Origin of the sequence: Streptomyces sp. NPDC088810, from assembly GCF_044750305.1 — a bacterium.
In the GTDB taxonomy this organism is placed as follows: domain Bacteria; phylum Actinomycetota; class Actinomycetes; order Streptomycetales; family Streptomycetaceae; genus Streptomyces.
The window spans coordinates 103,680-116,108 of sequence record NZ_JBIVJQ010000016.1 but is presented as its reverse complement, the minus strand read 5'-3'; the positions used below and the strand labels follow the sequence as shown (position 1 = coordinate 116,108).

General features: G+C 67.3%; 5 protein-coding genes and 2 pseudogenes. 2 read left to right on the top strand and 5 right to left on the bottom strand.

Annotated features, from left to right (window positions below; genetic code table 11):
- Positions 1–82 precede the first annotated feature (82 nt).
- From ACIP4Y_RS35725 to ACIP4Y_RS35710, 4 genes and pseudogenes are all read right to left on the bottom strand, one after another.
- Positions 83–427: a hypothetical protein gene (locus ACIP4Y_RS35725; RefSeq protein ID WP_401400484.1), complete on the bottom strand. Its 345-nt coding sequence runs from the start codon at positions 425–427 to the stop codon at positions 83–85.
- 351 nt (positions 428–778) lie between these two features.
- Complete coding sequence (locus ACIP4Y_RS35720; RefSeq protein ID WP_401400481.1) at positions 779–2,617, bottom strand: acyl-CoA dehydrogenase; 1,839 nt, start codon at positions 2,615–2,617, stop codon at positions 779–781.
- A 599-nt stretch (positions 2,618–3,216) separates the two neighbouring features.
- Positions 3,217–3,938 (bottom strand): annotated as a pseudogene (locus ACIP4Y_RS35715) (IS5 family transposase); the annotation flags it as partial.
- Positions 3,933–5,015: pseudogene (locus ACIP4Y_RS35710) on the bottom strand (IS630 family transposase); the annotation flags it as partial. The pseudogenes ACIP4Y_RS35715 and ACIP4Y_RS35710, both read right to left, overlap by 6 nt.
- A 329-nt stretch (positions 5,016–5,344) precedes the next feature.
- Here ACIP4Y_RS35710 and ACIP4Y_RS35705 point away from each other — a divergent pair.
- The gene (locus ACIP4Y_RS35705) at positions 5,345–6,511 is read left to right on the top strand and encodes a TIGR02391 family protein (RefSeq protein ID WP_401400478.1); all 1,167 of its coding nucleotides are present in this window, start codon (positions 5,345–5,347) and stop codon (positions 6,509–6,511) included.
- A 499-nt stretch (positions 6,512–7,010) separates the two neighbouring features.
- Here ACIP4Y_RS35705 and ACIP4Y_RS35700 read toward each other — a convergent pair whose 3' ends face one another.
- A complete protein-coding gene (locus tag ACIP4Y_RS35700; RefSeq protein ID WP_401400475.1) occupies positions 7,011–7,988 on the bottom strand; it encodes an ArsR/SmtB family transcription factor in 978 nt (325 codons plus the stop codon).
- A gap of 793 nt (positions 7,989–8,781) precedes the next feature.
- On the opposite strand from ACIP4Y_RS35700, the gene ACIP4Y_RS35695 reads away from it, so the two are divergent.
- On the top strand, positions 8,782–11,421 hold the full coding sequence (locus tag ACIP4Y_RS35695) for a phospholipase A2 (protein ID WP_401400472.1): 2,640 nt from the start codon (positions 8,782–8,784) through the stop codon (positions 11,419–11,421).
- Positions 11,422–12,429 lie beyond the last annotated feature (1,008 nt).

Sequence of the window (12,429 nt, the reverse complement as noted above, 5' to 3'; positions counted from 1 at the left end):
GCTCCGGTGCCCTCGAGGATGCGAAGCGCCGGCGCCCACGGACATCTGGTCCGTGGGCGCCGGCGCGGTCAGCTGTCGGCGGTCAGCTCGCCATCATGGCCTGGAGGTCGCTGAGCCACAGCTCGTTCGTGCCACGGTCCGCCGCCTTGCTCTGCGTCCACGCGAGGATCGCCGCGTGCGCATCCTCGTACTGGGCGCCGGCGGTCGTGTGGTGCCCGTCGGTGGTGGCGACCTGGGTGAGGTAGGCGGCCAGGGCGTGCGGGCCGCCGCCGTTGTACCCGATCTCGTAGCCCAGGGCGTTCCTCTGCGGGAGGAACGACAGAACGCCCTTGTCCGTCCGGGCCCAGAACAGACCGCGGCCGGTGTGGAAGCGGCTGAAGATGTCGTCAGGGCGCAGTTCGAGCGGGTGTACGTCGTGTAGCTCCACTGGTCCGTGCCGCCGGTGCCCGCGTGCTGCCGCCGAACACGCCGCGCTCCCCGCACCGGTGAACCGCACGCCGGCCATCTTTCGTCGCGTCCTGCAAGTCCTTCGTCTGCCATCTCCCCCAGAACTGCTGGCAGCCATTCGCCGTGTAGCACCACTAGGGCCGGTGACCGTCCTCACGCTCGACGCCGAACAGGAGCGACAGTATCGCGATCACTGCGAGACGGTTGTCGGGATTCTCAGCGGTGATGACATTTTTACCTACGCCACGCACCGCGCACTGTATACAACGTGAAAACAGGGTGTGTCGAGGACGGCAAGCAGCACCAGCCATTGACTGTCCCAGCCGTATAGCTACACGGGCACCATCTCGGCAGCGGCCTCCGCGGTGTGAAGCATCGGATGCTCACCCATCACGCCATCCAGTACAGCGAAGCCCTCCGTCAGCTGCAGAGCATGCGGCACTAGCGCCTCGATCAGTGCCTCCTCCGTGTGGAGCAGTTGATGAATGTGATCGGGAGTGATGTAGCCGCTGGCCAGCAAATCCCCGCTGTGCGCCTTTACCTGACGCAGGGCGAACAGACGGTGCAGCCGCTCGAGGACTGCCCGGGCTTGGGAGTCGGACGCCTTGCCGACAGCGCCCAGCAGCGCTTCCGCCGCCAGGCGGTGCACGTGAGCTTCGACAAGCTGCAGGGCCGATGTCACGGTTCCGTTCCACCGCGCGAGGGGGTCGCCCCGGCGGCCGCTCCGCAGTCGGCTGCGGGCCCTGCCATGCCATATGCGCTCGACGTCTGCGAGTAGTTCCTGCAGGTGATCGGAGTTCTCCAGTGAGCGGCTGCCAGCGGGTACCTCGGAAGGCGGCGTTGGAGTAAACCCGCCTGTGAGCATCTCGCCGGCTGCCTTCACCCAGATCACACGGTTGTCGCCCTCAGCGGTGACAGTTCCCTCATTGGCCGCCAGCTGGTAAGCGATACCATTCGAAAGCAGTAGGCCTTGTGCTCCGCAGCGCTCACGACATTCGGTCATCACCGTCCTGGCCTGCCAGGTGATCCAGGCTTTGACCACAGCCGCCAGACGCTCAATCTCTTCATGTTCTGCCTCACCGCTACTCGTCCATCGCTGTACCACGTCGCGGTGCAGCAAGGTCGCAGCGTAGGTGGTGGCCACTGCGGCGAGGAGCGGGGCGTGGTGGCTGCGGTGCTCGATGAGGGAGACCTTGCGGCCGGTCGTCATTCCAGAGGTGAGTCGCCGGTGAGAGTGCCTCATGGCGACGGCCAGGGCGTGTCGTGTCACTCCGAGGCTGTAGGCGCTCATACACAATTTGCCGGCGTGAACGCGCTGGATGGACTTGAGGAATCGTTTGCGCGGATTGCCCAGCGTGCTGACGAACGTGCCGTCGCGTGACAGGCGGCCCTGTTCGCCCTGCAGCAGGGCTTCGAAGGGAAGCAGCACGCCGTGGAAGGAGGTGGCGCAGTGGTCGACAGGCGCGCTGGCGGTCTGCGGCAGAGGCCGTACGTCCACGCCTGGGTAATGTCGGCCGGCGCTGTCAGTGAGCGGGACGAGAAAGAGGAACACGCCTTGGTCGACATCGTCCACGACCAGACGGGCCGCCACGACGGCGTTCTTGGCGCCACCCGTGCCGGAGGTGTTGGGCATCCACTTGCACGCGCCAGGGCTCGGAGTGTCGAGGATAAATCCGCTCGTTTCGGGATCGAATCTAGCTGTTGTCTCCAGCGACGCGGCGTCGTTCCCATGGTCCAACTCGGTGCACAGGAAGGTCCCAACGGTCTCCATGCGGGCATACGGGTACAGGTCCCGCCCACCAGGGTCGTGGTCAAGCAGACTGCCGATGTGCAGGTTCCAGTGGATACTTGCGATCGTCGCCATGCCCGCGTCCACCACTCCGGCCCACTCGTGCATCGCCGTGAGCGACTCGATGTCCGAGGACAAACCCACCGGGTCCGTCAGCGCTTCGTTGATGAAGCGGAGTCGCTCATACGACAGTGCTATGCGCTCCTGTGAGCTCAAACCCTCCTGAAAGGCGAACCGAGGGTCGTCGAACAGGCGCCTCCAAGGCTCGTGAATCTGCTTTGCGCGAGGCCCGAAGAGAATGCGCGTGAAGTCTGCAGTCATTCCTTCTAAGGAGTGCAGTTGAGAGTCAGTCACGATCTGAAAGATAGTGGAATCGATCACTCCAACACAGCGTGATGATCAACACGATTGGCTGCTGCTCAAATGTGGAAGCGACCTCGAAGTGCGCCACGCTGCGACCGGCTGAGGACGATGGGTTCATGCGGCAGCACCGCGAGAACGTCGCCCGCAGAGGCCTCCAGGGGGCGAGCAGAAGCGGTGCCACCTCCAGGCACCCGGCTGCCGCGCCCCTGGCGAGGACGGCCTTCCGCCGCGTCCTGCGGCCAACAGCAGGTGATGAGTGCTCGACCGCTTGGGGCAGGTCGCTCTGCCACCGCTCGCACCGTCGGAAGACGTTATGGAGGGTGCCGAACGGGCTGCCCAGGCCAGGCGACAACCGCCGGGGTGACGTCGTGGACGGCGACACCCGGAGTGGGGGGCAAGTAGTGGAGCAGGCTCCACGCAATGGACTCACCCGTGATCCAATCGAGACGGCCGTATCCGCTGGGTGATCACGGTCGGTGGCACGGGACGGGATCGGGGTGGCGGAGCGGTTGCCCTGCGCGGGCCCGGGGCCTCCTGCGCTGGGATTCCGGACGGCCCGGACCCTGGCCCGGACGCAAGGGCGCTGATCGCCATGCCGGCCGGGCTTAGACGTCATTTCACTTGGCCAGTCGGCGGTGGCATATGAGGGTCGCGGCGATGGCTGTGAAGGCAAGGAAGTGTTCCGGCTTGCGCTCGTAGCGGCGGTGCAGGCGGCGGCAGCCGGACAGCCAGGACACGGTCCGCTCCACCACCCAGCGGTGCCGGCCCAGCCGCCCCTGCGACTCGATGCCCTTGCGGGCAAGGCAGTGCCGGATGCCGCGAGAAGCAAGCCATTGCCGCAGGTGGCGGTAGTCGTAGCCCTTGTCGCCGTGCAGCTTGGCGGGCCGCCGGCGTCGAGGGCCGCGACGTGAGCGGATGGGCGGGATGCCGCGGACCAGCGGGATGAGGGCCTGGCTGTCGTGGAGGTTGGCGGAGCAGATGCCGATCGACAGGGGCAGGCCCTGGCGGTCGACGATGAGGTGGATTTTCGATCCCTTCTTGCCACGATCGGTCGGATTCGGTCCCGTCAGCTGCCCCCTTTGAGGGCCCGGACGCTGACCGAGTCGATCGCGCACCGCGACCAGTCCAGCTCACCTCGGGCACCGAGTTCATCCAGGACCAGGCGGTGAAGCTTGGCCCACACCCTGGCCTCGGTCCACTCGGTGAAGCGGCGGAAGGCCGTCACGCCCGACAGTCCGAAGCCTGGTGGCAGTTGATTCCAGGTGCAGCCTGAGGTGGCCACGAAGATGATGGCGGCCAGCACCTCACGGTCCCCTCGCCGCCGGTACCCTCCACCCTTCTCGCTGCGGATCCGGGCACGCTCCTTGCGCTGGGCGGCCAGCACGTCGGGGTGTCGGGCGTTCTTGTTGCGCCAGCACAGGTAGGCGTGCAAGGCCCGGGTCTGGGTGGGGTGGCTGCGGTGGTTGGAGTTGGCGACGGTGAACTGCCGCAGTGGTCCGAAGTGGGCCTCGATCGGGTTGGCCCAGGATGCGTAGGTGGGCGTGAAGCACAGCTTGACCCGGTTCCTCCTGGCCCAGCGCCGGATCGTCTCGCCCTTGTGGGCGGACAGGTTGTCCAAGATGACGTAGATCGGAGCACCGTCCGGGCGGGCCGCGCGGATCGACCTCAGCGCGGCCAGGGCGTTCGCGGCGCCCTTCTTGCGGCGGTTGACGCCCCACAGGGTGTCGTCGCCGATCGAGAAGCAGCCGTGGAAGTAGCGGACGCCGTGGGTGCGGTGGTAGGTCGCGGGGTGCCGCTCGGCGTGGCCGGCAGGGGCCCAGCCGGAACCGCCGGTGGGGCGGATGCCGAGCGGGCCGAACTCGTCGAACGCGAACACCCGGTCCGGAAACCGCCCCAGGACGTGCTCGATCCGGTCGAGCTTGGTGTCCCGCTCGGGGTCGGGTGATTCCTTCCAGGTCTTGGTGCGCTGGAAGGTGATGCCGCGGCGGGCGAGCAGGCACCGTAACGCCTAGCGGCCGATCCTGATCACCCGGCCGTGCACGCGTCGCAGGTGGGCGGCAAGGTTGCGGACGGACCAGCGGGTGAAGGGCTGGCCGAGCTTGGTCGGGCGGGTGGTGGCCGTCGCGACGACGAAGTCCTCGTCGTCAGGACTGAGCAGGCGGGGACGGCCTCCCGCCCACTGAGGGTTCAGGCAGGCCAGGCCGATCTCGTTGAACCGGTGGATCGCGTCGCGGACGGTGTCCTCGTCTGCCTGCACCAGCTGGGCAATCACCGGGACCCGGTTCCCGCCGGTCGAGGCCAGCAGCATCATCGCGCGCCGGTAGCGCACCGAACTGGTGCTGCCCCGGCGCACGATCTGCTGCAGCTTCTGCCCCTCCTGGTCGGTCAACCTGCGCACACGGACAGGCTCAGCCACCACACCCCCAGCGATCGGACGAACGTACGTCACCGGACATCCAACCGCCGCGACCACCAACCCCGCGAACCTTCCCGGTCAGAGCACTAGCCCGGCAACTACCACCCACACGGGGCGCCCTGGGCCGGCGGAACGGAGGGCCGACCGGCCCGCCGGGGGGCAGACGGGTCGACGTGCCAGGCCGCATAGGACAACCTGCTCGACTCAGAGCAGAAGGGCCTGGCGTACGAAAAGGGGATGCACGCCTGCGCTGACGTACCCGCACCGTAGGCGGGCTGCGGAGTTGTAATCTTCGGGCATCATGCAGGCCGGATGCCGGGGGGCAGCACGTGATCGTCCGCACCATCGCGCCGGAGGGAATGCCGTGCCCCACCGGGAAGGATGGACATGTCCTTCTCGAGACAATCTGGGCATACTTCAGCGAGCACCGTCGTTGGCCGACTTTCGACAACGTCGATCGGACGCTGTACGCACAAGGCCTGCAGTTCGAGGAGGTCGTCCAGGAGCTGTGCCCCGCACTGCTGCTCGGAGTTGCCCACGACCTCTCGCAGACGCCACAGGGCTCTCAGGAGCTGTGCTTGACCATCGCTGGCGCCGCGAACTGCACCGGCACCGGAATGACCATCGACGCATTTGTCAGGATGGCACGGAAGGCAGCCGAACTGGAGCTTGCCTGGCTGCCTGCGGACCGCGGTGAGCTGCCATGGATGCAGCCCGGAGACCTTGGAATCCGCCTCCCGACGAGCCTGAGAGCCGAGGAACTCTTCGCGGAGGCCGCGTTCGCCGCCGCCGCGATCGGGCAGCGGGAAGCCTGCTTCCGGGGTGGAAGCTTCAACCGAGAGGGGCTGGACTGGTCGCTCAACTTCGACCGGGACATTCGGCGGTTCGCTGACGTGCAGCGGCTGGAGGACTACTGGCGCACTCGCGAGCAGGTGCTGGGGCCCGAGCGGACCGAGGCCGATAAACGGCCCTTCGGCAAGCGACCCGCATTGCACGTGGTTCCCGCGCCGGTAGCGTCGCCGACGCCAGTCGCCCCCGCCCACGGTTCGCCACAACCCATGTCTGTCACCTGCATCCTGCATCCGAAGATCGCGGAGGTCGCTGCCGAGCGGTACGACCGCGGTGCCTACAGCGACGCGGTGAGGAGTGCGTTCCAGGCGGTGGAACACCGGGTACACACGCTGGTCGGCCCGACCAACCTCGTCGGTGAAAGGCTTATGGGAATGGCCTTCAACGCCAACCCGGGCCCCCCGATGATCACAGTGACTCGGTTCACGGACGGCTCCCTGGAGAGTGAGCAGAACGGCATGCAGGCACTGTTCAAGGGTGCCGTGCAAGCACTGCGCAACCCTCGCAGTCACGGGCCGGACCGGGAAAACGACCCCGACGAGGCCGGCGAGATGTTGGCGTTCGCCAGTTTCCTGATGCGGCGCCTCGACATCGAGGACGCGAAACGGGAGCAGGCCGCCGCGGCCGACGCCGAGTCGGCGACTTGATCACGCGCGCGCAGAGGGTACGCAGCGCATCTCGATGGCCTGCACGTCGGGCGGGTTCACGAGCTAAGGGTGGTCTGTCGACTGTGGGCGTCATCGCGGAACTCCCGTGCCGAGAGCGGCCAGTTTATGGGCTCGGTCAGAGGTTGGCCGGGCGGTAACGGCACACTCGACGCTGGCACTCCAAGCCCCCCAGTTCCATCTGACCAGGGCAGACTAGTCAATTGCTGATCCGCTCGGCAGAGCACTCGCTTCGGCAGTTCGGTTATTCCCACATCGCGATCGGAGGACACGCTTCAGCCCCACACCCCTCGCACCGGCGGACCCGGCACTGCGGCACAGCGGAGTCCGGTTTCGGCAGCGGCGGGCGACGACCGCCGACGGACTCGACTATGAGTCGAGCAGTACGACGCCGCGATCCGCGTCGTCACCGGCTAACACCCGACCCGGCCGCAGCTGAGTCGAGTGGAGTCACTCCCTGCCGCGAAGCGCGGTGCAGTGGTTATCTGATGAAGGTCTCGCCTTGGAGGAGGGCTGTTCCTAAGGGGGTGAGGGCGTGAAGGACGGCGGTGCCGGTGCGGGTGGTGGTGATGAGTCCTGAGTTGCGTAGGACGGTGGTGTGCTGGCTGGCTGAGGGAAGTGAGATGCCAACGCGCTCGGCTGTTTCAGTGGTGGTGGCGGGGTGGCGCAGGCTGGCCAAGATGGCGGCACGGGTGCGTCCCAGCAGAGGGCCGAGGCTGTCGCCGGCGTGGGCTGGGTGCTCTTCGGCGGTGTGCAGGGGATAGGTCAGGGTCCACGGTTCGCCGGTCCGGCGGCCGTACATGGGGCTCTGGGCGAAGTAGGACGGGATGAGAATCAGGCCGCGGCCGTCCAGATGTACGTCGGTGGGGTCGCACGGTGAGGGGACGTGCCAGGTTGGTGGCTGCCAGTGCCAGCCGGGGACGAGGGTGGCGAGCAGAGCATCGACGCCGCCGCGCAGCAGTGTCTCGGCGCGCAGGGCGCGGTCGGCGACGGCAGTGGACTGCATGTGCGGCCACAGGGGAGCGAGGGTGGAGTCGAAGTAGCGCAGCGTGTCGTGTGCCAGGGTCTGGCGGCCGTTGTCGGTGCCTTCCGAAAGTTCCCGCAGCGGGGAGGTCTCGCGGGCACGGTGGTCGAGGAAGGCGATCTCTGTCGCTAGCTCCTGAACCGGTGTGCTGGCGGCGAGTTCGACGCCGGCGTGCAGCTCGGGGGTTGAGGGATGGATGAAGAAATCGAGCAGGCCCCCCTGGCGTGGGTCCAGGTTCAGCAGAACACCGGCCCGAGGCGCCAGGGTTCGGACGAGCGTCGTCCGCCATTTCGTGAGGCCGGGACGCGACCGGAGCGTGCCGGTCGGTCCCGTACGTAAGTAGCGCACGCTGAGGGCCGTTTCGAGTAGCGCGTTGGGTACTGAGGCGACACTGGTCTGACGTAGGTCGGCCTCGGTGAAATGGATACGCAGCATGCGTGTGATGATGCCGATCGCCGACCCTTTTGGCTACGACTGAAAGGCCTGGCGGTTGTCGCTGGCCGGCGGGAGCATGGTCAGCAAGGCGCGAGGCGGCGGGGCCTGGAGGACACTCAGCTCCCCCTTACAGGCTTCAAGCCCGCAGTCTTGGCACCGAAGGAGGAAGGGTCGCACTGTTCCTGCCAGCTGGGCGTCCCTGTGGCGTAGGTAATCGTCGCAAGGCCGGTCTCACCAGGTTCCGCGCCACAACTACTGTCGCTGAGCGGTCGGGCCGGAAGGCCATCAGGAAGCTCCTCCTCGTCTCCTAGGGGGTGGCAGGGCAGAACAGCGCTTGCCGGGGCTGTCCACGGACAGGAGAAGTGGTGCAGCGGTAACGCTTTGAGTAGGTCCAGGAGGTTGCCGCGGAGCTGGGCTGCCCGGGGGCGGTGGAGTCGGGAAACGTGTCGCCTTGCTCACGGCGGCTATGGCGTTCCACCAGATGCTGTTGAGCAGGCCGAGCAGGTCGTGCCTGCCCGCGCAAGTGTGCCGAACCTGTCGTTCGTCAGCGCTATTCGGCCAGGCGCATCGCCGGTGAGATCTGTGGAGGCAGCAGCCATGGTGGGTTTGGAGCGCGGTCAGGGCGCTTTGTGCAGAGCGCCCTCGCTGGAGAGGAATAGGGAGTGGTCGAGTGTTTGCAATGAGACGTTCCAGGCGGTTATCCGTAGCTTGCGCGTTAAGCGTGCTGGCGGGACTGGTCACCACGACGGCAGCTCACGCGAGCTCTGCTGCTCAGCCGTCTTCGCTATCGGTATTGGCACGTACCGTCGTCGACCGCACCGAGACGTCGACGACGTATCGGTTCGCTGACGGTCGGACCGTCACCGAGTTGCACTCCGCACCGATCCGGGTGCGACGGGCCGGTGGCGGATGGGCCGACATCGACACGGCGTTGGTCGAAGAGAGCGGCGCTGTGCGGCCCAGGGCTGCTGTGGGCGACACGAGGTTCTCCGCCGGTGGCAAGGGAGCTTTCGCTCGCCTGAGGCTCAATTCCGGCCGTCTCCTGGAGCTGGGCTGGAACGGTAAGCTGCCCCGGCCGGTCATCAAAGGCAGCAAGGCCGTCTACCGGGGTGTCGTCGCAGACGGTGCAGGAGATCTGGTCGCTACCGCCCTGCCGGCCGGGCTGCGCTTCGACGTTGTGCTCAACCGAAGGCCGACCGGTCCCGTCGAGGTGAAGGTCCCCGTGACCGCCAAGGGCCTGACGCTCGGCGAGGCCGACGGAGGACGGCTGAGCATCCAGTCCGGCGACACGGTCCTTGCCACCTCTTCCACGCCAGTGATGTACGACGCGCGCTCCCCCCATGCCCGCGCCCAGCGCGAAAACAAGCGTCAGCGTGGCAGCCAAGCCAGTCAGGCCCGCACCGGTCACATCACAGCCACCCTCGCCGATGCCGCTGGCGGTGGCAAAACCCTTCTGCTCAAGCCGTCGGCCGCCTTCCTGGCCGATCCGGCCACCACCTACCCCGTCACCGTCGACCCGTCGGTCGTCCTCCCACTAAGCAACGACACCGACGTCAACAGCGTCTTCGACGGCAACAACGTATCCGGCAGCTATCTGAAGGCCGGAACCGAAGCGGACGGCGAAAAGGCCCGCACCTACCTGCGCTTCGACACCCGCGGCCTGAAAACCCCCACCAGGGCCGTTCTCAAGCTCACCAACCTCGGCGCGCCTGCCTGCGGCCCCGCCGTATCGGCGGGCATCCAGGTTCGCCGTGTCACCAGCCACTGGGACGCCACCACCCAAACCTGGGCCCCGCAGCCCACCAGCACCATCGAAGACGCCGTCGTCTCCACCGAGGGTTCTCAGCTCGGCGCCTGCGGCAGCGGCACCATGACCTGGGACGTCACCGCCATGGTCGCCAAGTGGGCAGCGGGAACCGCCAACCACGGCCTGGTTCTGCAGTCCCCGACCGAGACCGCGCAAGCCAATTACCGCGTCTTCGCGGCCGCGGAGAACACCGACGGGCTGGCTGCTCCGGTCCTTGAAGTGACCTCGGACGAGGTGATCACCCCCGGGGAGGGGGAGGACCCCGCCGACCCGGGGCCGGCGGACTTCAAACCCGGGCACGTCGACCCTCCGACCGGCAACTGGATGACGTCCGCCATCGACCTGTCCGACGACGGCCTCCTGGTGACCCGCAACCACACCGCCGGTCAGCGCCTCGACGTCACTCGTCCCAACGAGCAGGTGCTCGGCCCCCTCTGGCAGCTGGAGCCCCTGGGGGGTGTGCTAGGCCACCGGCTCAAGGACTACAGCACCAACGGCTACGTCGAGATCGCCCTCAACGTCGGCACCGAGTCCTACCGGTTCCAGGCCAACCCCGACGGCACCTTCGCCTCGGCCGACGGCGGCGGCACGCTGGTGAAGAACGCCGACGGCACGTTCACGCAGACCCTGCAGGACGCCGACATTACCTACACCTGGTCGAAGATCGGCCAGGAATACCTGGTAACCGCCATCGGCAGTCGCAGTGACGGCAGGCAGGCCATCCAGTACGACACCACCGGGCGGTTCAGCCGTATCCTCTCGCCCCCCGCAGCGGAGGACTGCGTAAGCACGCCTGCCGCCTGCTCCACGGCAACCTTCCAATACGCCACGACGACGACCGCGACCTCCTCAGCCCTCGGTGACGTAGCCGGGCAGCTCAAGGCGATCGTCTACGACGCCGTGGGCGACCCCGTACCGGTGACGGCCATCTCGTACCAATACGACGCCGCCAAGCGACTACGCAAGGTCGAGGACACGCGTCAGACCGACGGCGATCCCGTGCGCCAATTCACCTACACCTACGACTCCCAAGGAAACATCAAGAATCTGACCACAACAGAGGACGGCACCTGGACGCTTACCTACTCGGGCCCGGGCAAGATGACGTCCGCTGTCGCTGCTCCCACGACTTTCGGTGCCACGGCCGCCGCCGAGTCATGTCCCGCGCCTTACGCCTCCGACTACCTGCTGCGCGGGAAGTGCAGAGTCCGGGTCGATGTGGAGAAGGACCCCGCGGTGAAGGTCTTCCGTACTCCTTTCTGGAAGGGAACCCTCACCGGTGGCTCGGTCATGGGCATCACCAACGACGGCTGCACCATCGTGCCCAACAGCCCCATGAGCGGTGTTAGCTTCAAGGCCGCCTGTGACGCGCACGACTACGGCTACGGCCTCATTCGCAACCGGAAGAACGGCGAAATCAACGGCCTGCGCTGGCGTCCCCCGTACTCCCAGCGCACGGCCGTCGACGCCGTGTTCTACACCATCCTCAAGGAACGCATCTGCGCCGCCGTCACGGGCTACGACATCGGCCCCCGGGGCATGCGCTTCTCCCGACGGGCCAAGTGCTACGACTGGGCCCGTACCTACTACAACGGCGTACGCGCCTGGGGTAACGGCGCTATCTGACCCGCGCCAACAGCGGCCTGCGTGAGCCCTCTCGGGCTCACGCAGGCCGCCTGCGCTGGGCCGTCGAACTCACCGGAGCCCGTGATGGACGCAAGTGCCGCTGTCTGCCCATCGGAAGCATGACAGTCACGCCCGCCGCCGTACTCAGTCCGGGCAGGACAATCCGCAAACGTACGGATGTTCTACGGACATACGCTGTATTGCTTCTTGCGTCGTTGCCTGCAACGCACGTAGCCCTCCGGCCACGGCGGGTGGCCGGGGCTCCGCGGGCATGGAACAGGCGTGCGGCATAGAGCAGTCACCCGATTCGTGCCCGTATTGCACCGACAAGGCCGCACGCTCAGGTCACTGCCAGGCCTGCCCCGTGCGCGGTGGCGGGTACCTCTCCAGCAGTCGCCGCATCGTCCCGCGAACCGAAGGGCCGAACCCGGCCGACCAGCGAAGTACGGAATCCCTTTCTCTCACGAGCCGCCCGTACCGTCCCACGCGCAGGATGCGCACTCACCTGCTGCGGCTGTCGGTGGCGGGATCGCACACCACGATCAGGGCTGCATCAGCCAGTCACCAACGCAGTCGCCTCCTCCTGGCGCGTTCTCGTCCATGGCGACGAGCCGCCGCCACGGCCGTGGCCACGACGCGCCGGCCTCCGGAATGCCCACCATGTACGCCGGGACGCCGACGTCTGAGGGCTGCGCGGGCATAAGCGCCGCCTGCTGCGGAGGGCTCATCGGACCGAAGGCGCCTGCTGGATAGCGCCTCAGCAGGGTGCGCGCTGTCCGCCGCACTCCCCCGGCGAACGCTTTTTTCCTGGGCAGGACGAAGCGTGCTCGACTCGGAGCTGGCCCGTCCACGTTGGCACACAGTGCCGCCACTCCCCTCTCACCACGCTCCTCTTAAGCCACGGCGCCCTCCGGCGCAGCGCAGCCCGCACGCCTGTGAGCGGGCGAGACGAAGGCGGGCAGCGCCGACGGTGCGGCTCATCGAGCACGGGCCGGCCGAGCGGCGGTC